The organism is Polaromonas sp. CG_9.11 (assembly GCF_015752225.1).
In the GTDB taxonomy this organism is placed as follows: Bacteria; Pseudomonadota; Gammaproteobacteria; order Burkholderiales; family Burkholderiaceae_C; genus Polaromonas.
This window is the reverse complement of sequence record NZ_JADOVE010000001.1, coordinates 102,695-129,067: the sequence shown is the minus strand read 5'-3', so window position 1 is coordinate 129,067 and position 26,373 is coordinate 102,695. Positions and strand designations below refer to the sequence as shown.

At 61.9% G+C, this 26,373-nt stretch carries 27 protein-coding genes and 1 pseudogene; 15 read left to right on the top strand and 13 right to left on the bottom strand.

Annotation, left to right across the window (positions count from 1 at the left end):
• Positions 1 to 29: 29 nt before the first annotated feature.
• Both IWX85_RS00680 and xseB read right to left on the bottom strand, forming a co-directional pair.
• Positions 30 to 1,001, bottom strand: coding sequence for a polyprenyl synthetase family protein (locus IWX85_RS00680; RefSeq protein WP_196868402.1), 972 nt, complete (start codon positions 999 to 1,001; stop codon positions 30 to 32).
• Positions 1,002 to 1,104: 103 nt separating this feature from the next.
• Entirely contained in the window at positions 1,105 to 1,383 is a 279-nt protein-coding gene (xseB, locus tag IWX85_RS00675; RefSeq protein ID WP_036810486.1) for an exodeoxyribonuclease VII small subunit, read from the bottom strand.
• Positions 1,384 to 1,660: 277 nt separating this feature from the next.
• Between xseB and IWX85_RS00670 the strand changes: the two genes are divergently transcribed.
• The 4 genes and pseudogenes from IWX85_RS00670 to IWX85_RS00655 form a co-directional block, all read left to right on the top strand.
• Positions 1,661 to 2,779 (top strand): aromatic ring-hydroxylating dioxygenase subunit alpha, encoded by a 1,119-nt coding sequence (locus IWX85_RS00670; protein ID WP_036810484.1) that lies wholly within the window; start codon positions 1,661 to 1,663, stop codon positions 2,777 to 2,779.
• Positions 2,780 to 2,881: 102 nt separating this feature from the next.
• Positions 2,882 to 3,784: a DMT family transporter gene (locus IWX85_RS00665; RefSeq protein ID WP_196868401.1), complete on the top strand. Its 903-nt coding sequence runs from the start codon at positions 2,882 to 2,884 to the stop codon at positions 3,782 to 3,784.
• 22 nt (positions 3,785 to 3,806) lie between these two features.
• Complete coding sequence (locus IWX85_RS00660; RefSeq protein WP_196868400.1) at positions 3,807 to 4,709, top strand: sulfurtransferase; 903 nt, start codon at positions 3,807 to 3,809, stop codon at positions 4,707 to 4,709.
• A gap of 670 nt (positions 4,710 to 5,379) precedes the next feature.
• Positions 5,380 to 5,589, top strand: a pseudogene (locus tag IWX85_RS00655) (KGG domain-containing protein); the annotation flags it as partial.
• A gap of 280 nt (positions 5,590 to 5,869) precedes the next feature.
• Here IWX85_RS00655 and IWX85_RS00650 read toward each other — a convergent pair.
• From IWX85_RS00650 to IWX85_RS00645, 3 genes are all read right to left on the bottom strand, one after another.
• Positions 5,870 to 6,043, bottom strand: a complete 174-nt coding sequence (locus IWX85_RS00650) for a hypothetical protein (protein ID WP_196868398.1) — start codon at positions 6,041 to 6,043, stop codon at positions 5,870 to 5,872.
• Between the two features lie 782 nt (positions 6,044 to 6,825).
• Entirely contained in the window at positions 6,826 to 6,957 is a 132-nt protein-coding gene (locus IWX85_RS20690) for a hypothetical protein (RefSeq protein ID WP_255529358.1), read from the bottom strand.
• Positions 6,958 to 7,123: 166 nt separating this feature from the next.
• On the bottom strand, positions 7,124 to 7,387 hold the full coding sequence (locus IWX85_RS00645; RefSeq protein ID WP_196868397.1) for a hypothetical protein: 264 nt from the start codon (positions 7,385 to 7,387) through the stop codon (positions 7,124 to 7,126).
• A gap of 444 nt (positions 7,388 to 7,831) precedes the next feature.
• On the opposite strand from IWX85_RS00645, the gene IWX85_RS00640 reads away from it, so the two are divergent.
• From IWX85_RS00640 to IWX85_RS00605, 8 genes are all read left to right on the top strand, one after another.
• A complete protein-coding gene (locus IWX85_RS00640; RefSeq protein WP_196868396.1) occupies positions 7,832 to 8,917 on the top strand; it encodes a substrate-binding domain-containing protein in 1,086 nt (361 codons plus the stop codon).
• A gap of 161 nt (positions 8,918 to 9,078) precedes the next feature.
• Positions 9,079 to 9,750 (top strand): amino acid ABC transporter permease, encoded by a 672-nt coding sequence (locus IWX85_RS00635; RefSeq protein ID WP_036810478.1) that lies wholly within the window; start codon positions 9,079 to 9,081, stop codon positions 9,748 to 9,750.
• The gene (locus IWX85_RS00630; RefSeq protein ID WP_196868395.1) at positions 9,750 to 10,403 is read left to right on the top strand and encodes an amino acid ABC transporter permease; all 654 of its coding nucleotides are present in this window, start codon (positions 9,750 to 9,752) and stop codon (positions 10,401 to 10,403) included. The genes IWX85_RS00635 and IWX85_RS00630 overlap by 1 nt, the downstream gene beginning before the upstream one ends.
• 56 nt (positions 10,404 to 10,459) lie before the next feature.
• Complete coding sequence (locus IWX85_RS00625) at positions 10,460 to 11,266, top strand: transporter substrate-binding domain-containing protein (RefSeq protein WP_196868394.1); 807 nt, start codon at positions 10,460 to 10,462, stop codon at positions 11,264 to 11,266.
• A 43-nt stretch (positions 11,267 to 11,309) separates the two neighbouring features.
• Positions 11,310 to 12,110 (top strand): amino acid ABC transporter ATP-binding protein, encoded by an 801-nt coding sequence (locus tag IWX85_RS00620; RefSeq protein ID WP_196868393.1) that lies wholly within the window; start codon positions 11,310 to 11,312, stop codon positions 12,108 to 12,110.
• Positions 12,100 to 12,930, top strand: coding sequence for a sugar phosphate isomerase/epimerase (locus IWX85_RS00615; protein ID WP_196868392.1), 831 nt, complete (start codon positions 12,100 to 12,102; stop codon positions 12,928 to 12,930). Before IWX85_RS00620 ends, IWX85_RS00615 begins: the two co-directional genes overlap by 11 nt.
• A 7-nt stretch (positions 12,931 to 12,937) precedes the next feature.
• Positions 12,938 to 13,903, top strand: a complete 966-nt coding sequence (locus IWX85_RS00610) for a sugar kinase (RefSeq protein ID WP_196868391.1) — start codon at positions 12,938 to 12,940, stop codon at positions 13,901 to 13,903.
• Between the two features lie 2 nt (positions 13,904 to 13,905).
• Positions 13,906 to 14,904 carry a D-glycerate dehydrogenase gene (locus IWX85_RS00605; protein WP_196868390.1) on the top strand — a complete coding sequence of 333 codons (999 nt, stop codon included), beginning with the start codon at positions 13,906 to 13,908 and terminating at the stop codon, positions 14,902 to 14,904.
• 122 nt (positions 14,905 to 15,026) lie between these two features.
• Here IWX85_RS00605 and IWX85_RS00600 read toward each other — a convergent pair whose 3' ends face one another.
• The 7 genes from IWX85_RS00600 to polA all read right to left on the bottom strand — a co-directional run bounded on the left by IWX85_RS00600 (position 15,027) and on the right by polA (position 21,611).
• Entirely contained in the window at positions 15,027 to 15,218 is a 192-nt protein-coding gene (locus IWX85_RS00600; protein ID WP_196868389.1) for a hypothetical protein, read from the bottom strand.
• Positions 15,219 to 15,308: 90 nt separating this feature from the next.
• Positions 15,309 to 15,548, bottom strand: a complete 240-nt coding sequence (locus tag IWX85_RS00595; RefSeq protein ID WP_196868388.1) for a hypothetical protein — start codon at positions 15,546 to 15,548, stop codon at positions 15,309 to 15,311.
• 108 nt (positions 15,549 to 15,656) lie between these two features.
• Entirely contained in the window at positions 15,657 to 16,454 is a 798-nt protein-coding gene (locus IWX85_RS00590; RefSeq protein ID WP_196868387.1) for a ZIP family metal transporter, read from the bottom strand.
• 152 nt (positions 16,455 to 16,606) lie between these two features.
• Positions 16,607 to 17,539 carry a dienelactone hydrolase family protein gene (locus tag IWX85_RS00585; RefSeq protein ID WP_196868386.1) on the bottom strand — a complete coding sequence of 311 codons (933 nt, stop codon included), beginning with the start codon at positions 17,537 to 17,539 and terminating at the stop codon, positions 16,607 to 16,609.
• A gap of 169 nt (positions 17,540 to 17,708) precedes the next feature.
• Positions 17,709 to 18,095, bottom strand: a complete 387-nt coding sequence (locus IWX85_RS20210) for a helix-turn-helix transcriptional regulator (RefSeq protein ID WP_370584160.1) — start codon at positions 18,093 to 18,095, stop codon at positions 17,709 to 17,711.
• A 145-nt stretch (positions 18,096 to 18,240) separates the two neighbouring features.
• Entirely contained in the window at positions 18,241 to 18,735 is a 495-nt protein-coding gene (locus IWX85_RS20205; RefSeq protein ID WP_231379433.1) for a hypothetical protein, read from the bottom strand.
• Between the two features lie 35 nt (positions 18,736 to 18,770).
• Positions 18,771 to 21,611 (bottom strand): DNA polymerase I, encoded by a 2,841-nt coding sequence (polA, locus tag IWX85_RS00575; protein ID WP_196868385.1) that lies wholly within the window; start codon positions 21,609 to 21,611, stop codon positions 18,771 to 18,773.
• Positions 21,612 to 21,777: 166 nt separating this feature from the next.
• On the opposite strand from polA, the gene IWX85_RS00570 reads away from it, so the two are divergent.
• Genes IWX85_RS00570 through IWX85_RS00560 form a run of 3 tightly spaced genes read left to right on the top strand, consistent with a single transcriptional unit; the run spans position 21,778 to position 23,914 of the window.
• On the top strand, positions 21,778 to 22,110 hold the full coding sequence (locus tag IWX85_RS00570) for a hypothetical protein (RefSeq protein WP_196868384.1): 333 nt from the start codon (positions 21,778 to 21,780) through the stop codon (positions 22,108 to 22,110).
• Positions 22,111 to 22,162: 52 nt separating this feature from the next.
• Positions 22,163 to 23,113: a homoserine kinase gene (locus IWX85_RS00565; protein ID WP_196868383.1), complete on the top strand. Its 951-nt coding sequence runs from the start codon at positions 22,163 to 22,165 to the stop codon at positions 23,111 to 23,113.
• A 9-nt stretch (positions 23,114 to 23,122) separates the two neighbouring features.
• Positions 23,123 to 23,914: a BPSS1780 family membrane protein gene (locus IWX85_RS00560; protein WP_196868382.1), complete on the top strand. Its 792-nt coding sequence runs from the start codon at positions 23,123 to 23,125 to the stop codon at positions 23,912 to 23,914.
• Positions 23,915 to 23,931: 17 nt separating this feature from the next.
• Here the strand turns inward: IWX85_RS00560 and IWX85_RS00555 are convergent, their stop codons facing one another.
• Positions 23,932 to 26,358, bottom strand: a complete 2,427-nt coding sequence (locus tag IWX85_RS00555; protein WP_370584148.1) for a UvrD-helicase domain-containing protein — start codon at positions 26,356 to 26,358, stop codon at positions 23,932 to 23,934.
• Positions 26,359 to 26,373 lie beyond the last annotated feature (15 nt).

Below are 26,373 nucleotides of genomic sequence, written 5' to 3'. Positions count from 1 at the left end.
ATTTCCGTTATGGCGGGGCCGTGCCGGGACTAGTGCTGCCGGTTGACCAGCATGTCGGCCAGCGCCCGCAAGGCATGGGTATTTTCAAGCTGGCTGGCTTGAAGGCTGTCCAGAGCTTGCGCCAGCAATTCTTGCGCATAGCACTGTGAAGCCTCCAGCCCCATCAGCGACACGAAAGTCGGTTTGTCCTGCGCGGCATCCTTGCCGGCCGTCTTGCCCAGCATGGCTGCATCGGCCGTCACATCCAGGATATCGTCGACCACCTGGAACGCCAGGCCGACAGCGGCGCCGTAGGCACGCAAGGCATCCAGTGCCGCCGGGGATGCGCTGCCACAGACGGCACCCATCATCACGCTGGCTTGCAACAGTGCGCCGGTCTTGAGACGGTGCATCTTGTGCAGTTGCGCCGAGGTCAGCGGCACGCCGATGCTGGCCAGGTCAATGGCCTGCCCGCCCGCCATGCCCTGGTAACCGGCGGCCTGGGCCAGCAGGCGGCACAGGCGAGCCTGTGTGCCGGCACCGACTGATGCATCATCGGGTGTCAGCAGTTCGAACGCCAGCGCCTGCAGGGCGTCGCCGGCCAAGAGCGCACGCGCCTCGCCGAACTGCACATGCACCGTGGGCTTGCCGCGGCGCAGCACGTCGTTGTCCATGCACGGCATGTCGTCATGCACCAGCGAATAGGCATGGATCAGCTCGACGGCGCAGGCAGGGCGCAAGGCTACCGAGGCATCACCGTTGACCGCGTCGCAGGCGGCCATGACCAGCAGCGGACGCAGCCGCTTGCCGCCGTCGAGAACGGCATAGCGCATGGCATCGCCAAGCCCGGCCGGTGCCGGCGCATCGGCCGGGCTGGCCACCCAACGCGACAGGGCACGCTCTATGGATGCGAGTTGCCCAGCGCTCCAGGCGCCCAGGTCAAACAGGGAAAGAGGTTCAGGAGCGTTCAATTCAGAGGTCTTTAGCGCTGGGGCGGTGACGCCGTTGATAACAGGGTGCATGGAGATGTTTCAGTACAAGCCAGCCTTCGCACCGATACACCTGCAGCGCTGCGAGCAAGGGCGAGGCATGGGATGAGATGGATGCATTGAAACCGAAAAGGATTTACGCCTGAGCCCAGGGCTTGAGTTCGGTGCCTTCCAACACCTTGATCTGGGTTTCGACCGCTTCGAGCCGGTCCCGGCAAAACTTGAGCAACTGCGCACCGCGCTGGTAACCCGTGAGCAACTGGTCCAGCGGCAACTGGCCGGACTCCAACCGGGCTACCAGCCCTTCGAGTTCCTGCAATGCGGACTCGTAAGTGGCAGGCAATGACGGGACGGGAGTGGCGCTGGCGTCCGGAACACGCGGGGATGCAGTAGATGAAGCGGAGCTTTTGGCCATGTGAATAGGGTTCCGGGACTGATTTTAAGGGCTTGCAGCGATTCTGGAGGCGGGCACCCGCAAAGCCGGGCGATGTCGCATTATCCCGCTGGCGGCAAAGGGGCACTTGCAGGAACTGCGCGCGGGTACACTTGATAACCATTCTCGATACCGGAACCGGTCACACACATGGGATGTTCACCCTATTTTTTGTCAGCAGGCCGCTTCCCGCCTGCTTGTTCACATGGCTTTTGCACCGTTGCCTCGCCCGGCTTCGGCAGCCTGTTGAGAGAAACCGATGCTCGATAAAAGCCTTCGGCTGTTGCAAGCCACCAGCCAGCTCCCCATTTCTAGCTATTTCGACGCCGGGATTTACCAACGCGAACAGCAAAAACTGTTTGCGCGCGGACCGCGCTACCTGGGCCACGAACTGGCCGTTCCCCATCTGGGTGACTACTACACCCTGCCTCACGAAGGCGATGGCCGCGCACTGGTGCGCAATGCCTCGGGCATCGAACTGATTTCCAACGTTTGCCGTCACCGTCAGTCCACCATGCTGCAGGGACGGGGCAACACCGGCAACAACATCGTCTGCCCGCTGCACCGCTGGACCTACAACACCTCGGGGGAATTGATTGGTGCGCCGCATTTCGAGGTCGATCCCTGCCTGAACCTGAACCGCTACAAGACGACGACCTGGAACGGCCTGGTGTTCGAGGACACCGGCCGCGATGTGGCCACTGACATGGCGGCACTGGGCCACATGGCTGACCTTGATTTTTCCGGCTACCAGCTCGACAAGGTGCATCGGCATGAGTGCAACTACAACTGGAAGACCTTCATCGAGGTCTACCTGGAGGACTACCATGTCGGCCCCTTTCATCCGGGCCTGGGCGGCTTTGTCACCACCGACGACCTGAGCTGGGAACTGGCGCCAAGCTATTCGGTGCAAACCGTGGGCGTGTCCGACAAGCTCGGCAAGCCTGGCACCGATGTTTACAAGAAGTGGCATGACGTGGTGCTGCAGTACCGGCAAGGCCAGGCGCCAAAGTACGGCGCCATCTGGCTGACGTGCTATCCCAACATCATGATCGAGTGGTATCCACACACCCTGGTCGTCAGTTCGCTGCATCCGCAGGGGCCGGACAAGACGCTGAACGTGGTGGAATTTTTCTATCCCGAGGAAATCTGCGCCTTCGAGCGTGAGTTCATCGAAGCCCAGCAAGCGGCCTACATGGAAACCTGCGTCGAGGATGATGAACTCGCGCTGCGCATGGATGCCGGCCGCAGGGCGCTGATGCTGCGCGGCGACAACGAATTCGGCCCTTACCAGAGCCCGATGGAAGACGGCATGCAGCACTTTCACGAGTGGTATCGCCGCGAAATGGGCGCCAGCAAAACCACACAGATGATCTGAGGCGTGGCTCACGTCTTAATTTTGCTATATATTTAATAGCATTAAAGCCAATTTGGGTGTGCGCAAAAGGCCTTTTTAACTCATAAAACTGAAAATCAAGCGATGCAAGCCGTATGGATGGTCCTGTCCTCGTTCCTGATTGCCTCCATGGGCGTGTGTGTCAAGTTCGCGTCCGCGCACTTCACCAGCGCCGAACTGGTGTTTTACCGGGGCTTGGTGAGCGTTCTCTTCATGGCGCTGTACGCGCGTTTCCATGGAACTTCGCTGCGCACCAGTTATCCAGCCATGCATGCCTGGCGCAGCGTGATCGGCGTGATGTCGCTGTCGGCCTGGTTCTATGCGATTGCCCACTTGCCCCTGGCCACCGCCATGACGCTGAACTACATGAGCAGCGTGTGGATTGCCGCTTTTCTGGTCGGCGGCGCGCTGATGCTGGGCAAGCCCGGCAGGAAAGGTCCGAAACAGGGTCCGCTGGTGCTGGCAATTCTGGCAAGCTTTGGGGGAGTGGTGATGCTGCTGCGTCCCGCCATGGACCAGAACCAGAGTTTTGCCGGTCTGGTCGGGCTGCTGTCGGGGCTGGGTGCGGCCTTTGCCTACATGCAGGTCATGGCGATTTCGCGCATGGGCGAACCCGAAATACGCACGGTGTTTTATTTCGGTGTCGGCACGGCAGTCGCAGGTGCCATGGGCATGGCCCTGACCGGCACATCGGCCTGGAGCTGGCAGCAGGCCCTGTGGCTGCCGCCCATCGGCATCCTGGCGTCGCTCGGGCAACTGGCCATGACCAAAGCCTATTCGATGTCGAAAAACCATGGCAGCACCTTGATGGTCGCCAACCTGCAATATTCGGGAATCGTGTTCGCCGCCCTCTACAGCCTGGTTCTTTTTGGTGACAATATTCCCCTGACGGGCTGGGCAGGCATGGCGCTCATCATCGTCAGCGCTGTTGCTGCCACGATGCTCCGGGCCCGTGCGGCGCCCAATGCGCCGGCTGAAGAGCATTGAGTCCGCTACCAAGGAAACCCTCATGACGAACTACACCACCCTGATCTCGACCGAGCAAGTGCAGGCACTGATGAAAAGCGGCCAGCCACTGCGCATCTTCGACTGCAGTTTTGATTTGATGCTGCCGTACGCCGGCAGGCAGAACTACCTCAAGTCGCATATTCCCGGTGCCATCTACGCTGATCTGGAAACTGCTCTCACGGCCCGTCACGGCGTTCCCGGCGCGCATGGGTTGATCACGGCCTCAGGCGCCGATGCCCCGGCTTCGGGCGGACGCCATCCCTTGCCCAACCGTGAAAAGTTTGCCACCTGGCTGTCCAGCGTCGGCATGGGCAATCAGATGCAGGCGGTCGTCTATGACCGCAACCAGGCCAATTACTGCGGCCGCCTGTGGTGGATGCTGAAATGGGCAGGCCATGAAAACGTCGCCGTGCTCGATGGCGGTCTGCAGGCCTGGCAGACGGCAGGCGGCGCTGTCAACAGCACCGAAGAACCCGCCCATTTCCAGACGAACTTCCTGACCGGACCTGAACGCGTCCAGCTGGTGGATGCTCAAACCGTTGCCAGCCAGCTCGGACGACCTGCCCAGACCTTGGTTGATGCGCGGGCCACGGCACGCTTCAAAGGCGAAGTCGAGCCGCTCGACCCGGTCGCCGGCCATATTCCGGGTGCGCTTAACCGTCCTTTTGGGCTAAACATGACGTCAGACGGAAAATTCAAGCCCGCCGATCAGCTCAAAGCTGAATTTATTGCCTTGCTCGGACAATGTGATCCCGCCACCGTGGTCCACCATTGCGGCAGCGGCGTCAGCGCCCTCCCCAACCTGATTGCAATGGAACTAGCAGGTCTGGGGCGCACCGCGCTGTATGCCGGCAGCTGGAGCGACTGGTGCAAGGACCCAAACCGGCCCGTCGCGCAAGGCTGAGACGCCAAGACACCGATTTCACGAGAAAAAAGCCCCTGCGCAGTCAGCGCCTGGGGCTTTTTCAAGTGCGAGTCAGAAGTCTCGCAAAAACCTCAACCACCACTGCCGCTGGCGGCACTGGCTGGCGGCATGGCAGAACCGCTTCCCATACCTGAACCCATGGTTCCCGGTGTACCGGATGAGCCCGTCGAGCCCTTCGAGGGACTGGTGGAAGATGACCCCGGCGTCTTGGTGGTTGAATTGTCAGCAGTCTTGTTGCAGCCAGCCAGTGCCAGCGCAGCGGCCAGAGCAAGCGCCATAGCAGTTCCGGTTTTAAATGTTGATGCACGCATATCAGTTTTCCTTTAAAGAGGTGAGCGGCTGACCGTCAGCCAAATGTCAATTTAGCTGCTCACCTTTTACAAGACACATGAGACGCATGCCTCACGAAACGTAGGGATTTTTCGCGTCGATCCCTTCGCCTGGGACCAGCCATCGAGAAGGATGAAGACAAACCCGAAGCCTTTACTTCCTGCTGTCCTACATAGGCAGTTGAACCAATAATGACAAAATTGCTAAAAATAGCGGAAAAACAAAAATGTGGCAAGTCATGGCGATGCGTCACTTTCGTCCATGAGGCGCTGGCATGGAGTGCATGTTTTCAAGGCGTATCCCTAAAGGAGATATCGAAATGGCAACCAGCAAACAAGACAGCAAACCCTCTGGCAAGCAGGGCGGTAAATCAGAACGTGGCTTCGCGGCCATGGATCCCGAACGTCAGCGTGAAATTGCCAGGGAGGGCGGCAGGGCTGCGCACCAGAGCGGAAATGCTCATGAGTTCACTTCTGAGGAAGCGCGCGCGGCAGGCCGCAAGGGTGGTCAGGCAAGCAGCAAGCAACGTTAAGGGCCCTGTCCCATCCGGAAGATTGGCGCTTCAAGCGCACTTTTTGTCAGCCTGAAGCTGATCGTAATTTGATTCTGCCTTTCGCCCTTTCACAAAGGCTGACCTGTCCGGGCTGCCATTGCCAGCCGTTCCGGCCACAACCGGCAGCATCGCAGAACGCGGTTGGAAATGATTTCCCCTGGGCAATAACCGCGAAATGGTGTACCCCTGATCGAGCGAGCCTTCAGTCGATATTGCGCTGTTGCCGTCAATGCCGAAATGTACGCTTGCCAGATTCTCAGTTGGTGCCCCACGCATGACGCGACAAGCTTTGCCGTTTGTGAGGATTGTCTTTCCAAGGCCCGGAGTTCGGGCCTTGTTCTTTCCAGCCTGTGGAGCCGTTGTCCGGACGCTCGAGATGGTTCCTCGAAGGTTTCAGTTCACGCTCGCTGTCGGGCTTGTGGGGTTTCATGATGGCATCCTTGATGGCGAGCAACTGTTTGGCCGTGAAAAACGGGCAGCGACAGCATGTCATGTCTTAGGTTGACTCTAAGCAACGCAACCCATTAGCCTTGTAGGAAGTTATTGTTAATGTCATAAGGAAAGTCTTACCCGGTTCAGTAAAACTTCATCACGTTTGAAAAAATGGCAATCTCTTCTATCGACATGGGGTTTTTTCTCTTCAACCGAGGAGGTGTCTATGCAGTGTTGGAAAAAAAATCGAGCAGCCACGACATGCAATAACGCCAGACTGAACATATTGAGAAAGTCTATGGAACATAGTCGAACATGAAAACAAGGCAGCCCGACACACTTGGTTAACACAGCACAAGACCAGCGCCTTTCGTCCATGCCGGCAGTGCGAAGTCAAACCATTCTTTGATCGCGACACGTCATCCCCGACAGGTTTTGCTACTGGATTCATAGCATGCGAGACTTGCTGTTTAAGCAACAGAGGAAAAGTTCGTGGATGGCAGTTCGCGATTTGGGGCCGTAGGCAAGTCCTTGCCCCCTGTGCCGCGTTAAATCATGGGAATGACTGGACATTCATAAGATGTGACGCTTGCCAGAGCGTTGTCGGCTTACAAGTTGCCGAATGAAAAAAGGCTGGTCTTGTGGCGCGCGTCAAACTTCGCCAGCACGGGAAATCGTTGGCATCGGCGTTGGCTGGACTTCTCCCGGTTCAGGCGGCGTCGACAAGGGCTGGACGGGCTCGGGCGGAGGTACGTTGGGATTGGTGGCCATGTATTGCTTTCAATGTGCTTGGCTGGACGGATCGGGCTGGCTGGCTGGCTCGCTCAATTCGGGACGTTGCGGCAAGTCGCGAATCATGGCCTCGCCAATCGCATCCCGCCCGTCTGAAGGCAGATCGGGCTCAAGTGCCATGTCGGGCTCTTCGCTGCCCGGCTTGTGACGCGGGGCAAAAGATGCTGCGCCAGAATCTACTTGCTGATCAGCCGCTGTTTTCGCGTGGCGGGCTCCCTCCGGATTCGCAGGCGCCAGGGCTTGTTTTATCTCGCTTGCGTTACAGGGATCTGCGGAAATAGTCATTTCAGAATCCTCCGAGCATCAAGGGATCGTCGTGACTGGCAACGGTGACTGCTGCGATCATTGAAACGAATACCGCCGCAACAAAAGCCATGAAGCCGGCAATTCTGGAATGGAGTTTTCCGGACTGGCGTGTGCGGGAACTGGCGGTTCGCGGCCGCTCTCGGTACGCATCCGGGCGCACACCGCGCTCGACAGGTTTTTTGGGTTCTCGGGTCAGGTTCGAAGAACTTTTGACTGGAATTGAAATGGCTGGAAGCTTGTTCATGGTGGGCCTGCCTTCATTCCGGGGTTGGTATATTTCACTGACTTGATCTTGCGCCACGCAATACATGCGCTTCCTAGTCCGCCAAGCCCTGACGCTGTAAGCGTTCGGCTGACAACCGGGAAAGCCCAAACCGGCACGGCCGTGCGCGGTCAGGAACGCCAGGCACGGCACCCGGCCAGTGGTCATTGGTGTTGCATCGCCAAGTTGTGCGGCAACGAAAAACCGGGCTAAAAGTACGGCACGCCAAGAACGCCAGCGCTGACATTGCCGCCGCCATTGAAATATTGATGAAAAACAGGTATTGCGCACGCTACATATTATTTTTTCGCTATAAAAATCATAGTTTTTTTGAAACCTCTGACGTCCTGCTGGCAGTGCTACCATTCCTGAAACTGGTTTCAAAGCCTTGTCAAAACCTGCCTGCTTTTCACCCTAGTCCTGTCCATGCCTTTGCCAAAAACCCAGCCTTCCACTTCCCGGTCCCCGGCGCGCGCCACGATTGCAGACGTGGCCCGCGAAGCCGGCGTTTCCAAAGCCACGGTGTCGCGCTTCCTGAATCACCGCGAAACCCTGCTCACGCCCGACATTGCCGCACGGGTCGAGGTGGCGGTGGCCGCGCTGGCCTACAGCCCCAGCCCCATGGCGCGCGCGCTCAAGCGCGGCCGCTCGCGACTGATCGGCCTGGTTGTGGCGGACGTGACCAACCCTTTTTCGGTTGCCGTGCTGCGCGGTGCAGAAAAAGCCTGCCAGCAGGCCGGCTACCTGCTGATGCTGTTCAATCTGGGAAACGACAGCCAGCGCGAATGCGAAGCCATCCAGGCGCTGGCCGCCTACCAGGTCGAAGGCTTCATCCTGAACACGCTGGGCCGCGATGCCGGCGCGGCCGCCGATGCGGCCCGCCTTGGCAAACCCGTGGTGCTGGTGGACCGGCGCCACCACAACATGCAGGCCGACTTTGTCTCGCTCGACAATGCGGGCGCCGTGCAGTTGGGGGCGCGTCATCTGGTCGATGCCGGCTACCGCGAACTGCTGTTCGTCTCGGAGCCGATGAGGAATGTCAGTTCCCGAATGGAACGCGATGCCGCGTTTCGCAGTTTCATCGGCGACGCTGCGCCAGAGCTGCCCGGTCTTCAGGGCCGCACCTTTGAAAGCACGGAGGACAACGGCGATGCGCTGGACAACGCGCTGCGCGACCAGCGCCAGCGTGCTGGCGGGCGTCTGGCGGGCCTCATTTCGAGCAATGCCGTGGTCACGCTGCGGGTGGTGGCCAGCCTGGCGCGTCTGGGCTGGCAACTGGGAACCGACCTGGGGCTGGTGGGTTTTGACGACACCGAATGGTCGCCTTTCATCGGCCCGGGCTTGACCACCATTGCCCAGCCGACCGACGAGCTGGGCCGCCTGGCCGCCAACTGCCTGATGGAACGGCTTCAGGGTCTGGACCTGCCGCCGCGCCAGATCCTGCTGTCGGGCCGCCTCTTGCCGCGTGGCTCATCGGTACCGGCGTCACCCGCAATTATTTCAGCAACCTAGGGTTTTCACGGAGTTACAGACCGGGTGCGCCTGATTTTATAATTCAATGAAACCGGTTTCAGAACGACCAAAATTCAACCCCTTGTCATGTCTTCAGAAAAAATTATCTTTTCCGCCGTACGCAAAGGCTTGACGTCCTTTGCGATGCCAGAGCGCCACCCATGAAGTACACGTTTCAGTTCGGCGACGTTTTTGCAGCCTGGCCGCTGCTGCTCGAAGGCACTTGGAACACCATCGAGCTGTCGCTGCTGGCCATGCTGCTCGGGCTGGTGGTGGCCATCGTCTGCGCCTGGGGCAAGACCGCCGGCCCGAAGCCGCTGCGCTTCGTGATCAACGTCTACATCGAGCTGATCCGCAACACGCCGTTCCTGGTGCAACTGTTCTTTTTCTTTTTCGCCCTGCCTGCGTTGGGCCTGCGCTGGTCGGCCTACACCGCTGCGCTGACAGCGCTGGTCATCAACCTGGGCGCCTACGCCACCGAAATCATCCGCGCCGGCATTGAGTCAATTCCCAAGGGACAGATCGAAGCCGGCCTGGCGCTGAACTTGAAGCGCCACGAGATCTTCCGCTTCGTCATCCTGAAGCCCGCGCTCAAGGCCATCTACCCGGCGCTGACCAGCCAGTTCATTTTGCTGATGCTGAGTTCGGCGGTGGTGTCGGCTATTTCCGCCGACGACCTGACCTCGGTCGCCGCCAACCTGCAGTCGCAAACCTTTCGCAGTTTCGAGATCTACATCGTCGTGGCCGGCATCTACCTGCTGCTCGCGCTGTCGTTCTCGGCGCTGTTCCGCGCGGTCTACAAGATCAGCCTCAACTACCCGGACCGTCGGTGATGCGTACTTTCGGATTTCCTGAGTTCCTGTTCATCCTCCAGGCCGCCCAGTGGACGGTGGCGCTGTCGCTGATCGCCTTCATCGGCGGCGCCATCGGCGGCCTGCTGGTGGCCCTTGGTCGCACGTCCAGCAACCGGCTGGCGCAGTTCCTTTCGGGCGGTTTCATCCAGATCTTCCAGGGCACGCCGCTGCTGCTGCAGCTGTTCCTGGTGTTCTTTGGCGCGCCAGTGCTGGGCTTTGACATCAACCCCTGGGTTGCAGCAGGCGTGGCGCTGATATTGAACAGCAGCGCCTTCCTGGGTGAAATCTGGCGCGGTTGCATCCAGGCCATTCCCGCCGGCCAGGTCGAGGCGGCGCATGCGCTGAGCCTGTCCTACGTCTCGCGCATGCGCTTTGTCATCCTGCCGCAGGCTGGCCGAATTGCGCTGGCGCCCACGGTTGGCTACATGGTGCAGATCATCAAAGGCACGTCGCTGGCGGCAATCATCGGTTTCACCGAAATCACCCGCGCCGGCCAGATCATCAACAACGCCACCTTCCAGCCGCTGATCGTGTTCAGCCTGGTCGCGGCGATTTATTTTGGGCTGTGCTGGCCGCTGTCGCTGCTGGCCGCGCACATGGAACGCCGGCAGGCTGCGGCACTGGCACGCTGATTCCAGCTGCAATTTCCTTTCGACTTGTTTTTCAATATCCACCGGAGACATCCACCATGATCAAGCACCTGCAACGCCGCCTCTTCACCAGCACCGCAGTGGCCGTTGGCCTGGCCGCCACACTGGGCGCCTGGGCACCCGCCGCCAGCGCCCAAACCGTGGCCGACATCAAGAAAAAAGGCGAGCTGACGGTCGGCATGCTGGTGGACTTTCCACCCTACGGCACCATGAACAGCAGCAACCAGCCGGACGGCTACGACGCCGACGTGGCGCGCCTGATGGCCAAGGACCTGGGCGTCAAGCTCAACCTGGTGCCGGTGACCGGCCCGAACCGCATCCCGTTTCTTCTCACCAACAAGGTCGATCTGCTGGTCGCCTCGCTGGCCGTGACGCCCGAGCGCGCCAAGCAGGTGCAGTTTTCCAAGCCGTATGCGGCCGCCAGCATCGTGCTGTTCGGCGACAAGAAGGCTGAACTGAAAGCACCAGCCGACCTGAAAGGCAAGCGCGTCGGCGTCGCCCGCGCCAGCACGCAGGACGTGGCGCTGACCGCCGTGGCGCCCGAGGGTACCGAGATCCGCCGCTTCGACGACGACGCTTCGGCCATGCAGGCGCTGCTGTCCGGACAGGTGGACGCCATTGGCTGCTCGACCACGGTGGCGGCGCAGATTGCCAAGCGCGCCCCGGCCAATGCGTATGAAAACAAGTTCCTGCTGCGCCAGCAGGTCATGGGCGTGGCCATGCGTCCCGGCCAGGACGAGTTGCTGAAAACCGTGGACGACTTTGTCGCCCGCAACACGGCCAACGGCGAACTCAACAAGCTGTACCAGAAATGGCTGCAGACCGACCTGCCCAAGCTGCAGTAATGCTTGAAACGCGACGGACCACGGTGCTTTCATGACAGACACAATGCAATCCCCCTCCGCCGCTGCCGCCACTGCCGCCGCTGCCGCTACCGCTACCGAGCCCATCATCCGCATCGAGGCGGTGGACAAGTGGTTTGGCAAGTTCCAGGTGCTGACCGGCATCAATCTGAACGTTGCGCCCGGCGAGCGCATTGTGGTCTGCGGGCCTTCGGGCTCGGGCAAATCGACGCTGATCCGCTGCATCAACCGGCTGGAAGTGGTGCAAAAGGGGCGCATCGTGGTCAATGGCATCGACCTGACAGCCGGCGGCAAGAATGTCGATTCGGTGCGCCAGGAAGTCGGCATGGTGTTCCAGCAGTTCAATTTGTTCCCGCACCTGACGATTCTGCAGAACTGCACGCTGGCGCCAATGCGCTCGCGCGGCTTGAGCCAGGAGGAAGCCGAAACCATCGCGATGAAATACCTCACCCGCGTGCGGATTCCCGAGCAGGCCAAGAAATACCCGAGCCAGCTTTCGGGCGGCCAGCAGCAGCGCGTGGCGATTGCGCGGGCGCTGTGCATGACGCCCAAGATCATGCTGTTCGACGAGCCGACGTCGGCACTGGATCCGGAAATGGTCAAGGAAGTGCTCGACACCATGATCAGCCTGGCCGACGACGGCATGACCATGCTGTGCGTCACGCATGAAATGGGTTTTGCCCGCAGCGTGGCCGACCGGGTGATCTTCATGGCCGACGGCCAGATCATCGAGCAGGCGCCGCCGCAGCAGTTCTTCAGCCATCCGCAAAACGAAAAAACCCGCAATTTCCTCGGCCAGATCCTGAATTCGCAACATGCCCACTGATGTCTCCAGCGCAGCAGCGGCTGCCCCGCCCATCCTGGTTTCCTTGGGCGCCTTTGGCGCCGCCGAAGTACGCCGCCATGGCCAGCACTGGTTCGCCCGGCTTTGCCATGAAGCCGGTGCCGACGGCGTCGAGGTGCGCAGCGAACTGCTGGTCGATGCCGCCCGCGAACTGCCCGCCATGGCCCAGGCGGTTCACGCCACCGGAATGCGCGTGGTCTATTCGAGTGCCGACGGACTGTGGGCGGCTGATGGCGCGCTGGACAGGACCGCTCTCCGGCATTCGCTGGAGGCTGCCAGAACCCTGGGCGCGCCCCGGCTGAAAATGGCCATCGGCGGCTTTGGCGCCGCGTCGCACGCCAGCCTGATGGCGCTGCGGGACTGCCTCCAGGCCGCCGACATAGAACTGGTGATCGAGAACGACCAGACGCCGACGGCCGGCACCCTGCCCGCGCTGCGGGACTTTTTCGACGCGACCCATGGCCAGGGCTTGTTTTTGGGCATGACGTTCGACATGGGCAACTGGCACTGGACCGGTGAATGTCCGCTGCGGGCTGCTGCCGCGCTGGGCCCGCAGGTTCGCTATGTGCACTGCAAGGGTGTGCAACGCCTGCCCCACCGCTGGGTGGCCGTGCCGCTGGCTGAATCGAGCGCGCCCTGGCGCGCCGTGCTGCGCACCCTGCCGGCCGATGTGCCATGGGCCATCGAATATCCGCTGACCGGCGACGACCTGCTGGCGGTCACGCGGCGGGAAATCGACCAGTTGCGCAGCGTAGGCGCCGCCATGGCAGGCCGCGCCCCTGTTTCCTTGTCGCAAAAATGAAATGCCCATGACTGCCGCCCTGGATGTGATCACCTTTGGCGAAGCCATGCTGCTGCTGGTGGCCGACCGGCCCGGCCCGCTGGAGCAGGCCGAGGCCTTTCACAAGCGCACCGCCGGTGCGGAAACCAATGTCGCCATTGGCCTGGCACGCTTGGGTCTGAAGGTCGGCTGGGGCAGCCGTCTGGGCACCGATTCCATGGGTCGGTATTTGCTGGCGGCCATGCAAAAGGAAGGCATCGACTGCTCCCATGTGGTGTGCGATTCGTTTCAAAAAACCGGTTTCCAGTTCAAGTCCAAGGTGTTGGATGGCAGCGACCCGGAGGTGGAATACCACCGCCAGGGTTCTGCTGCCAGTTACATCTGTGTAGATAACATTGACGAAGCCTGGCTGCTGTCGGCCCGCCATTTGCATGCCACGGGTGTGTTTGCCGCCCTCTCGGCCAGCACCCTGCCCGCTGCGCGTCAGACCATGGACCTGATGCGCGCGGCAGGCCGCAGCGTGTCGTTCGATCCGAACCTGCGCCCGACCCTGTGGTCAAGCCCCGAGCTGATGCGCGAATCGATCAACGACCTGGCCACGCGCGCCGACTGGGTGCTGCCTGGCCTGGAGGAAGGCCGCTTTCTGACCGGCGAAGCCAGCGCCGAAGACATTGCCCGCTTTTACCGCCAGCGCGGCGCCCGGCTGGTCGTCGTCAAGCTCGGCGCCGATGGCGCCTGGTTTGACAGCGACACCGGCGGCACAGGCCATGTGCCAGGGTTCCCGGTGGCCCAGGTGGTGGACACCGTGGGCGCAGGCGACGGATTTGCAGTGGGGGTGATCAGCGCCTTGCTCGACGGGCTCGGCGTGGTGGAAGCGGTCAAGCGCGGCGCCTGGATCGGCGCCCGCGCGGTGCAGGTGCCGGGCGACAGTGAAGGCCTGCCGACGCGCACTGAACTTGCTAAATTCACGGAACTCCATCCGGCAAGACGCTGAAAATGCCTGTTTCCACTGAACGCAAGAAGATTCTGGTCTTCAGGGAACTGCCCCCAGACCAGCTGGCGCGGCTGCAGGCCCGGCACGACGTGACGCTCGCCAATCCGCGCCTTGCAGAACAACTGCCCGCCTTCCAGGCCGCGCTGGCGACCGTCGAAGGAATGATCGGCTCCAGCTACCCGGTAGACGACGCGCTGTTGGCCAGGGCGCCACAGCTCAAGGTCATCTCCAGCGTGTCCGTCGGCGTGGACAACTACGCGCTCGATGCCCTGGCGGCGCGCGGCATCATGCTGTGCCACACGCCCGGCGTGCTGACCGAAACCACCGCCGACACCATTTTTTCACTGATCATGGCGACCAGCCGCCGCATCGTCGAGCTGGCCAGCCTGGTACGCGAAGGCCGCTGGACGCGCAACATCGGCGAAGACTTGTTCGGCCGGGACGTGCATGGCAAGACGCTCGGCCTGCTGGGATTCGGCCGCATCGGCCAGGCCGTGGCGCGGCGCGGCGCCCTGGGCTTTGGCATGCCGGTGCTGTACCACAGCCGCCGCCCGGTGGACCTTGCCAGCCAGGCGCCGGACCTGGCGGGCAAGGCAGCGCACACGCCGCTCGATGAACTGCTGCAGCGCGCCGACATCGTGGCCGCCGTGCTGCCGCTGTCCCGCGAAACCCGTGGCTTGATGGGTGAGCGCGAGTTCGGCCTGATGAAGCCCGGCGCGATTTTTGTCAACGGCGGACGAGGCGCCACAGTACGGGAAGGCGCACTGCTCGACGCCCTGAACACCGGAGGCCTGCGCGCGGCCGGCCTGGATGTGTTTGCCACCGAACCGCTGCCAATGAATTCGCCACTGCGCCTGCATCCCAAGGTGACGGCACTGCCGCACATCGGCTCGGCGACATTTGAAACCCGTCATGCCATGGCGGTGCTGGCGACGACCAACCTGCTGCAGGCACTGGCCGGCGAACGCCCGACAGCCTTGTTCGAAGGGTCAGCTTCATGACCTGCCGCCTTCAGGGCAAATGAAAATATTCGCAAAGCGCGGCTTTTGCGCCATCAGCATCGGCATGCAGATGCTAAAAACGCAGCGTTTCTGGTTTGGAAATGCTACTCCGGTCAGTGGGTTCAGTTGCCCAGCGGGGGACGGGCAATGCGGGTCTGTTCATCCATTTCATGGTTGACCAAACCCTCATTTCCAGCGCCTTCGGGATCACGCGCCGCATGACTGCCTTCGTCAGTGGCTTGCGGTTCCGTGAGCGGCTTTTCGCCTGGAGAATGCCGTGACTTGCGGCTGGCGGGAGTCGAATCTATGGGCATGCGCATCTCCTTCAAGGACGGATTATGTGGAAATTCTGGCAAAAGGACGCAGTCGGTTTCCGACCCGGGCGTTGATATTACGCCGCATGGTCAGGACGCTTCAGGTTTTTCCGACGACGGCTGCGGACGCTCTTTCTCGCCGATCACTCTGGCCTGATCAATATCTGGCTCGACAGGAGGAACTCTGTGATTTCTTTCACTTTCGGAGTGCCGGTCCTGTTTCCCGGGAAGTACAGAATGGTGGTCATGGTCAGGAATAACGTGCGGGCAGGAAGACGCCAAAGCACCAGGCAGCTTGCAAGCCATGGTTAATGACGTCTTCGATTTCATAAAGCCTCCTGAAAAGGCATTTCAGGTTAGTCGCCTGGCCAGGCGCGACGTATAGGCAGCAAGCGCGGCTGCCTGTCAGTGTCCGGCTGACAAGCAACAGCGCACGCCTCAGTGCGCGTGCGCCAACCAGCTGACCCCCACCACCAGCCCAATGCCAATGGTCAACCAGGCAATCTGCGCGGCGGTTTCCTGCATCGAGGCGCGTTTTTGCAGTTGTGGAATCAGGTCGGCAAGGGCCACATACATGAAGCTGCTGGCCGCCAGAATCAGGAAAAACGGCAGGTAGGCATACAGCTGGTCGACCAGCGCGTAACCGACCACGCCGCCCAAGGCCGTGACGGCGCCTGCCAGCGACACCTTGATGATGGCGATTCGGCGGTTGTTGGCGCTCTGGCGGCGCAGCACGATCAGGTCGCCCATGTGGTGCGGCACTTCATGCACCAGCACCGCCAGGGCGGCAACAAAACCCAGGCGCATGTCAGCAATGAAGGCCGACGCAATCAGGATACCGTCACCGAAGGCATGGACACTGTCGCCGGCCAGGATGGCCCAGCCACCGGGCGGATGGCTGTGGCCATGCGCGGCATGGTGATGGTGGGGTGCATGCGCGTGGCCCGATGATTCGCCATGGTGTTCATGGCCGTGGTGCCACAACTCCGCCTTGTCGAGCAGAAAGAAAAACACCACACCGACCAGCAGCGTGGCAAACAAATCGTCTGGCGCAACCTGGCTTTCAAATGCCTCGGGCAACAGATGCAGGAAGGCAGTGCCGAGCAAGGCGCCAGCCGCCAGGCTGAGCATGTGCTGGGTGTAGCGGGCCAGTGCGCCAAAACTGAGCAGCGCCGCCAGCCAGACACTGCCAATGCCGGCCGCCATGGTGCCCAACAAGATTGCCGTTAAAACCATAGCTGCCTGCGCCCGTCCTGATTGGGCCAGAGCCCTGAATGATGAATAAATACTAAAAAAACCCGGTATCCGTCAGTGCTGTCGAAGACCGGGGTCCTTTATATTATCCAGCCTGGCAAATTCCTCGGTCTTAAAAAGCGGCCTGCCGCTGGTCAGGCTGCTGGCATGGAGCCGCCGCCGACACCATGGGCAGCGAACCAGTCCAGCGCGCGCCTGAAGCCGTCTTCGGCTGCATCCTGGCGGTAACTGGGGCGGTAGTCGGCATGAAAGGCATGCGGCGCATCCGGATAGACGACGAATTCCGAAGCCCTGGCGGCGGCATTGCCTTGGATGCCAGCCTGTGCCAGCGCATCCTTCATCTGGTTGACCGTTGTCAGCGGAATCCCGCCGTCCTGTCCGCCATACAGGCCCAGCACCGGCGCCTTCAGGTTGGCGGCCAGGTCCAGCGGATGCCCGGGCGTCAGCGCCGATGGCGTGCCCACCAGACGCCCATACCATGCCACACCCGCCTTGACATGCCTGCTTTGCCCGGCATACAGCCAGGTGATGCGGCCGCCCCAGCAAAAGCCGGTGATGCCGACCTTGCGCAAGTCGCCGCCATTGTTGCCAGCCCATTTCACCGCACCATCCAGGTCGGCCATGACTTGCGCATCAGGCACTTTGGAAACAATCTCGGCCATCAGCTTGGCGACTTCGCCGTAGACCAGCGGATCGCCCTGGCGGGCATACAGCTCGGGTGCGATGGCCAGGTAGCCTGCCCGGGCAAAACGCCGGGCTGTGTCCGCAATGTATTCATGGACGCCAAAAATCTCCTGCACCACCAGGATCACCGGCAAATTGGTCTTACCGGCCGGTGCCGCATACACCGCAGGCACCTTGAAACCATTGACATCGAAGGTGGTCTGACCGGTACGCAGCCCCTGCGTGGGGGTCTTGATGGCGGTCTGCGCCATCAGCGGCATGGCCGCCACTGCATAGCCCACGCCCAGCGCGGCCTTGAGCGCGGTCCGCCGGCTGGCGCCGACCTCGGTGGAGTCGCCGGGCAGCAAGGCATTGAAATCGTTTTTCTGATCCTGGTTCAACATAAAAAGGTCCGTGGCTGGGGTTGATGAAGCAGACTTTACGAGTCGCTTCAGGCGCAAAGGTTCTTGCCGGAAAAAAAGGTATGAGGAATTTCCCAGGCTGTCACGTGGCCGGACCCGCAGGACTTAAACGATCCTGACGCTGAGTTCCGGCAAACCGTCGATGTGGCATTCAATGACATCTCCCCTGACGACAGGTCAGGGACAAATCAACGCACCTGTCGCGTCCTGGCACCCGACTCGGACCTGGGCGAATGGGTCCGTCGCCAGCAACAGGCTGACAGGCACATCCCGGAGAGCCTGAAATCCTGGCGCCAAAACTGTTGCAGTAGGCCTTCGGCGTGTTGCCGAATCGCTGGTGAAAGCGACGGACGAAACAGGCTTCATCGGCAAGGCCTGAAGCATGCGCGATGCTGGCCACCCGCTGGCTGCTGTGCATCAGCAGGCCTTGGGCAAATTCCAGGCGCCGGTCGGTGACCCAACCGGTGAAAGTCTTGCCCGTTTCTTTTTTCAGCAGGTGGGCCAGGTAGTTCGGCGACAGGACTGCTGCGGCGGACACGTCGGCCAGGCTGATCTCACCGACCAGAGATGGTCGCAAATGTAGCGAACGGCGTGCTGCGGTCTGGCGTGCCGGCTGCTCTGCTGCGCATGGCTGGCCGAAAGGCGAAGCAGGTCGGCTTCAAACCTGCGGCTGTTCATGCCGATCAGTTGCAACAGCAGGCATCGCATGATTTGGGACGAGCCGAAGCGTCGCTGGGAATTCTCGCGCTCCAGTGGTTCAAGCAGCGCTTCAATCGGCGCAAACCCGTCCCCCGGAAAACAGAAATCGAGGTATTCCTGAAACAGGAAAGACGCCAGTTCAGGTGCCGTGGAAAGTAGAACCTCCTCAAGGTCCAGCGGATCGACATCCAGGCCAGGCCGCAGGAACCGCTGCGCCATGTCGATGATGGCGTAGCGCGAACCTTCGGAATGGGCATTGACAAGCACGCGACAAGGCAGGATGAAACCGAGGCAAGCCCTGCAAAAAGCCGCCCCGTGCCGGCCACATTCTGCTCGGCATCGCCCTGGAGGCTGACCTGTATCTGGAAGTATTCATGCCGGTGCGGACGAACCAGCGGCGGACGCACGCATTGCGACCGGATGTCGAAGTCGAGGTGGTCGGCACGCTCGGACATGCCATAGGTCTTGATGTCGGTCATGCCCTGCGTTCGCTGGTCTGGCAACGGCCTGCGCCTCAGTGCGCCTGTTCCCAGTTCGGGCCAAAGCCGATCTCGGCCAGCAGCGGCACCTTCAGCGCGGCCACGCCGGCCATGAGGCGCGGAATCTCGGTGCGCACCCATTCGACCTCGGCCTCGGGCACCTCGAACACCAGTTCGTCATGCACCTGCATGATCATGCGGGTAGTCCGCTGTTCATCGTCGAGCACCTGCTGCACCCTGACCATGCTGAGCTTGATCAGGTCGGCCGCCGTGCCCTGCATCGGCGCATTGATGGCGGCCCGTTCGGCGCCGGCGCGGCGCGGGCCGTTCGGCGAGTTGATCTCGGCCAGGTACAGGCGCCGGCCGAACACCGTTTCGACATAGCCCTGCTCCTTGGCCAGCTGGCGCGTCGAGTCCATGTAGTGCTTCACGCCAGGGTAGCGCTGGAAATAGCGGTCAATGTAGGCGGCAGCGGCCCTGGTCTCGATGGCCAGGTTTTTGGCCAGGCCGAAGCTGCTCATGCCATAGATCAGGCCGAAGTTGATCACCTTGGCATAGCGGCGCTGCTCGCTGCTGACGGCTTCGAGCGCTACGCCGAACACCTCGGCGGCCGTCGCCCGGTGCACGTCCAGCCCGGCGGTGAAGGCATGCAGCAAGGCCTCGTCGCCGCTGATGTGCGCCATGATGCGCAGTTCGATCTGCGAATAATCGGCGCTGGCGATCACGCTGCCGGCGGGCGCCACGAAGGCTTCGCGCACGCGCCGGCCTTCAGCCGTCTTGACCGGGATGTTCTGCAGGTTCGGGTCGTTGCTCGACAGCCGGCCGGTCACGGCCACGGCCTGCGCATAGTGGGTGTGGACCCGGCCGGTGCGCGGCAGCGCCAGTTGCGCCAGCTTGTCGGTGTAGGTGCCCTTGAGCTTGGACAGGCTCCGGTGCTCCAGAAGCTTGGCGGGCAGCGGGTAGTCTTCGGCCAGTTTTTCAAGGACTTCCTCGTCGGTGCTGCGCGCGCCGCTGGGCGTTTTCTTGACCACCTTCATGCCCAGCTTGTCAAAGAAAATCTCGGCCAGCTGCTTGGGACTGCCCAGATTGAAGGGCTGGCCGGCGATTTCATACGCTTCGGTCTCCAGCTGCAGCAGGCGCTGGCCGAGTTCATGGCTTTGCCTCGCCAGCATAGTCGCGTCGATCAGCACGCCATTGCGCTCGATGCGGTAGAGCGATTCGCTGCTGCGCATTTCCAGTTCATAGATGAACAACAGTTTGTCGCTGGCCTGAACCTGCGGCCACAGCACGCGGTGCACGTCGAGCGTCTGGTCGGAGTCTTCGCATGAATATTCGGCCGCCTTGGCAATCTCGACCTGGTTGAACTTGATCTGGTTCACCCCCTTGCCACACAGGTCTTCGTAGTGGATGCCGCTGCGTCCCACGTGCCGCTCGGCCAGGCTGGACAGCCCGTGCGGCTTGTGCGCTTCGAGCACATAGCTTTGCAGCATGGTGTCGTGGGCATAGCCCTGCACCTCGATGCCGTGGTTGGCGAACACGTGGCGGTCGTACTTGACGTTCTGGCCGAGCTTGGCATGGGCCGGGTTTTCCAGCCAGGGCTTGAGGCGCGCCAGGACTTCGTCCATCGGCAACTGCACCGGCGCATCGGGGTAGTCGTGCGTCAGCGCAATGTAGCCGGCCTCGCCGGGCGTGACGCTGAAGCTGATGCCGACGATCTGCGCCCGCATCTCGTCAAGCGAGGTGGTTTCGGTATCGACCGCCACCAGATCGGCCGCTTCGATTTTTGCCAGCCAGGCGTCGAACGCGTCCCAGGTCAGGATGGTGTCGTAAAGCAGGTTGCTGGCGCGCCCGGCCGGCGGCGCGTCAAGCAGCGAGGCTTCCTTGTCCTTGACTTCGTCGTCGTCAAACAGCCCGGGCGAATCCGCAGGCGCCACCTTGGGGCGCGGCTTGCGGCGCTCGGCACCACCGACCAGTTCGGGCGGCGTGCTTTCGACGTCGATCTGGCCGGCCAGCCCCTTAAAACCGTATTTAAGATAAAAAGTCCTCAACGCGCTTGTCTGCTGGGCGCCTATAGCTACTGATTCCATAGCAGGCAGGCCATCGACGTATTCGGCCAGGTCACAGTCTTTCTTGATGGTCAGCAACTCGCGGCCCTTGGGCAGCCAGTCCAGCGACTTGCGCAGGTTCTCGCCGACGATGCCCTTGATCTCATCCGCGCGCGCGACCAGCGCATCGAGCGAGCCGTATTCGAGCAGCCACTTGACGGCGGTTTTCGGTCCGACCTTGGGAACGCCCGGCACGTTGTCCACCGCGTCGCCGACCAGCGTCTGGTAATCGACCATCAGGCGCGGCGGCACGCCGAACTCGGCCTCGACGCCGGCCAGGTCACGGCGGCGGTCGTTCATGGTGTCGATGACGGTGATGTGCTCGTCGACCAGCTGGCTCAGGTCCTTGTCGCCGCTGGAGATGATGACCTCGATCTGCTGGGCAGACGCCATGCAGGCCAGCGTGCCGATCACGTCGTCGGCCTCGACGCCGGGCACGGCCATCACTTTCCAGCCGAGCAGTTGCACCACTTCATGGATCGGCTCGACCTGGCTGCGCAGGTCGTCCGGCATCGGGGAACGCTGGGCCTTGTACTCGGGATACAGCGCATCGCGAAAGGTCGGGCCTTTGGCATCGAACACGCACACCGCGTAGTCGGCCCGCACGTCCTTGCGCAGTTTTTGCATCATGTTGACCATGCCGCGGATCGCGCCGGTGGCCGGGCTTGCCGGGTCGCCAGGGTTGACGCGCAAATCGGGCATGGCATGGAAGGCGCGGTACAGGTAGCTGGAGCCATCGACCAGCAGCAAGGTTTTTTTGTCAAGGGTCATAGGGCGAGATTGTCGGGGATATCGGCCAGATGCTTGTGGCCCGGGAGCGCCGCCCTGCGGAGGCCTTTTGGCAAGGGTTTGGGGCTGGCCTTCAAAGACCATTTTGCAAGGAGAAATGCCCTTTTATTCCTGCCGGGGCCAGGCTTCGCACGCCTACAATGCAGGCATGAAAACCGCTCTTCGCCTTCTCTTTGTCGCTGCCCTTGCAGCGCTGCCGCTGGCTGCGGCCGTGGCTCAGACGCTGGCACCCGCCGAGGCAGGGGTCCGGGAAAAACCAGCCCGTCCCGACAAGAAGATCGAGCGCATCCGCACCGAAGATGCCGGCACCCGCATCGACGAGTTGCGCGTCGGCGGCGAAACCCAGCAAATCACGGTCCAGCCCAAGACCGGCGGCGCCGCCTACGAGGTCAAGCCTGCCGAAGGCGCCCGGGGCACGGCACCTGCGGCCACCAGCAACGACACCAACGGTTCGCGCGTCTGGAACGTGCTGAAGTTCTGATTTCGAACTCCCGCCTCCTTTCTTTTTTCCAGCACAGGGCTCAGTTTCACGCATGGCCGTATTCACCGAGGTCTCGTTTGACGAGGCTGCAGCGTTCTTGCGCTTTCTAGATTTGGGTCAACTGCAGCACCTCAAGGGCGCATCAGGCGGCATCGAAAACACCAACTACTTCGTCGATACCGATCAAGGCCAGTATGTGCTGACGCTGTTCGAGCGCCTAACGTTCGAGCAGTTGCCGTTTTACCTGCACCTGATGAAGCACCTGGCGACACGCGGCATTCCCGTGCCCGACCCGGCGCCCGACGCCAAGGGCAAGCTATTGCACCGACTCAAGGGCAAGCCCGCCGCCGTGGTGAACAAGCTGCGCGGCCACAGCGAACTTGCGCCCACGCCAGCCCATTGCGCCGGGGTAGGCGACATGCTGGCACGCCTGCACCTGGCCGGCCTCGACTATGAGCGCCAGCAGCCCAATCTGCGCGGCCTCGCCTGGTGGAACGAAACCGTGCCGGTGGTGCTGCCCTGCCTGAACGAAGACCAGCGTAGCCTGATACGGAGCGAACTGGCGTATCAAAACCATGTTGCCGCGTCGTCCGCCTACCGAAGCCTGCCGCGCGGCGTCATCCATGCCGACCTGTTTCGCGACAACGTCATGTTCGACAACGGGCAGCTCACTGGCTTTTTTGATTTTTACTTTGCCGGCTGCGACACCTTTTTGTTCGACATCGGCATCTGCCTGAACGACTGGTGCCTTGCGCTGGAAACTGGCAGGCTTGACACGGCGCGCGCCGATGCCTTCATGGCGGCCTACCAGAAGGTCCGACCCCTGACGGCGCAGGAACGCACGCTGCTGCCGGCCCTGCAGCGCGCCGGCGCGCTGCGTTTCTGGGTGTCGCGGCTGTGGGATTTCCACCTGCCGCGCGATGCCACCATGCTGAAAGCCCATGACCCGGGCCATTTCGAGCGCGTGTTGCGCGAACGGCTGGCACAGCCCTATCTTTTGTAGTCCCACGCCATGAAATTGAATATTGTTCCTGCCCGCACCGGCCTGACCTGGGTCAAACTGGGCATCACGACCTTCATCCGGCAGCCGCTGGCCATGGCGGGCCTGTTCTTCATGTTCATGGCGATGCTGTCGGTCGCCACGCTGGTGCCCTTCATCGGCGCGGCCCTGGCACTGGCGCTGCTGCCCGCCGCCACGCTGGGCCTGATGGCGGCGACCCAGGAAGCCACCAAGGGCAAGTTCCCAATGCCGTCGATCCTGGTCAGCGCCTTTCGCGCGGGCCAGCAGCGCCTGCGGGCCATGATGGTGCTGGGCGCGCTGTATGCCGCCGGTTTCCTGGCGCTGATGGGCATTTCTGCGCTGGTCGATGGCGGGCAGTTTGCCAGCCTGTACCTGGTGGGCGGAAAGATCACCGAAGAGCTGGTCATGCAGGACAGCTTCCAGATGGCGATGTGGGTGGCAATGGCGCTGTACCTCCCGCTGTCGCTGCTGTTCTGGCATGCGCCAGCGCTGGTCCATTGGCATGGCGTGTCGCCGGTCAAGAGCCTGTTTTTCAGCGCCATGGCCTGCTACAAGAACTTTGGCGCCTTCACCATTTTTGGTCTGGCCTGGACCGGTGTGTTCGTGCTGGCGGCCATCGCAGTGTCGCTGATTGCCACGCTGCTGGGCAACCCGATGCTGGCCACCGTCGCGATGTTTCCGGTGGCGCTGGTGATCGTCGCCATGTTCTTCACCTCGATCTACTTCACCTTCCGCGACTGTTTCTCGGAAACGGACGAGCCGCTTCCCGACGAACACGCCTGATTCCAAAGCGTCCGGCGCTAAATCACCGTCAGCTTGGCGACGCTCAGCGCCAGCCATTTCACGCCATGCCGGGTGAAATTGATTTTTGCCCGGGCGTCATCACCCGTGCCTTCGAGCATTTCCACCCGGCCTTCGCCAAACTTGGCATGAAACACATTCGTTCCGCTTTTCAGCCCATGCGAAGGCGTGCTCTTTTGCGCGGGCACGGGCGGGCCGGCCAAACGCTCCGCGCTGCCGGTGTTTGAAGCAAATACGCTGCTTGCCCAGTCGGCACGGCCACTGCCCGCTCCTGAATTGCCAGCACCACCCCGGTTTCCCGAACCTGCGCCCAGGCCGGAGGAAAACCCCTGCTGCTTAGGCGTGATCCATTTGAGCGCCGCCTCGGGCAGTTCGTCATAAAACCGGCTCTTGGCGTTGTAGCGCGTCTGGCCATGCAGCATGCGGGTCTGCGAATGGCTGAGGTACAGGCGCTTTCTGGCGCGCGTGATGGCGACATACATCAGCCGGCGTTCTTCCTCGATGCCGCCGGCGTCGCTCAAGGCGTTTTCATGCGGAAAGATGCCATCTTCCAGCCCCGTGATGAACACGCAGTCGAATTCCAGCCCCTTGGACGAATGCACCGTCATGAGCTGCACCGCATCCTGGCCGGCCTGCGCCTGGTTGTCACCGGCTTCCAGCGCGGCATGGGTCAGGAAGGCGACCAGCGGCGACAGCGTTTCGCCGGTCTCCAGGTCAGGCGCCAGCCCTTCGGACGAAGGCTGCTCAAACACCGGCGCGTTCAGGTCCAGCCCCTGGCTGGCAGGCGACTGGCTCAAGTCGGCGCCCAGTTCATCGACCGGCAGCGCCACCGCATCCCGGCCAAAGCCTTCATGGCTGACGAAGGCTTCGGCAGCATTCACCAGTTCGGCCAGGTTTTCCAGCCGGTCCTGGCCGTCCTTGTCGGTTCTGTAATGTTCCTCCAGGCCGCTGTGCTGCAGCACGAGTTCAATGATTTCGCGCAGCGTGGCGCCTTCCGTCTGCTCGCGCACCACATCAAGCCTGGCGACAAAGGCACCCAGGTTGGTGCCGGCCTTGCCCGGCACGGCGCTCACGCCGTCATGTAGCGAACAGCCCGAGGCGCGTGAAATGTCCTGCAGCTGCTCAATGGTCCGGGCGCCAATGCCACGCGGCGGAAAGTTCACCACGCGCATGAAGCTGGTGTCGTCGTTCGGGTTGTCAAGCAGGCGCAGGTAGGCCAGCGCATGCTTGATTTCGGCGCGCTCGAAAAATCGCAGGCCGCCATAGACACGGTAAGGAATGGCGGCATTGAACAGCGCGGTTTCCATCACCCGGCTTTGCGCGTTGCTGCGGTACAGCAGCGCAATTTCCTTGCGCTCGGTACCGTCCTGCACCAGTTGCTTCACCTCATCGACAAACCACTGCGCTTCGGCAAAGTCACTGGCCGATTCATGCACCCGAACCGGTTCGCCCGGCCCGGCCTCGGTGCTCAGATTCTTGCCCAGGCGCTTGGTGTTGTGGCTGATCAGTTCATTGGCTGTGTCCAGGATATTGCCGAAGCTGCGGTAGTTGCGCTCCAGCTTTATCTGGTGCGTGACCTCGAACTCGCGCACGAAGTCGGCCATGTTGCCCACGCGCGCGCCGCGAAAGGCATAAATGCTCTGGTCGTCGTCGCCGACCGCCACTACCGAGCCGCCCGGCATGCCCTGCACGCCGTGCCCGGCCTCGTCGCCCTGCCCGGCCAGCATCTTGATCCAGGCATATTGCAGCTTGTTGGTGTCCTGGAACTCGTCGATCAGAATGTGCCGGAAGCGCCGCTGGTAATGCTCGCGGACCGGCGGGTTGTCCCGCAGCAGCTCGTAGCTGCGCAGCATCAGTTCGCCAAAATCGACGACACCTTCGCGCTGGCACTGCACTTCGTACAGCGCGTAAATCTCGGCTTTCTTGCGGCTGTCTTCGTCACGCACCGGCACGTCCTTGGCGCGCTGGCCGTCTTCCTTGCAGGCGGCAATGAACCACTGCAGCTGCTTGGGCGGAAAGCGCTCGTCATCGACATTGAACTGCTTGCACAGCCGCTTGATGGCCGACAGCTGGTCCTGCGTGTCCAGGATCTGGAAGGTCGAGGGCAAATTGGCCAGCTTGTAGTGCGCCCGCAGGAAGCGGTTGCACAGGCCGTGAAAAGTGCCGATCCACATGCCGCGCACATTGATCGGCAGCATGGCCGACAGGCGGGTGAGCATTTCCTTGGCCGCCTTGTTGGTGAAGGTCACCGCCAGGATGCCGCTGGGCGATACCTGACCGGTCTGCAGCAGCCAGGCGATGCGCGTGGTCAACACACGCGTCTTGCCCGAGCCGGCGCCCGCCAGGATCAAGGCATGCGTGGCCGGCAGGGTGACAGCCGCGAGTTGCTCCGGGTTGAGGTTGTGCAGCAGGGGCGATGGGGGCAATGAGGAAGAGGCTTC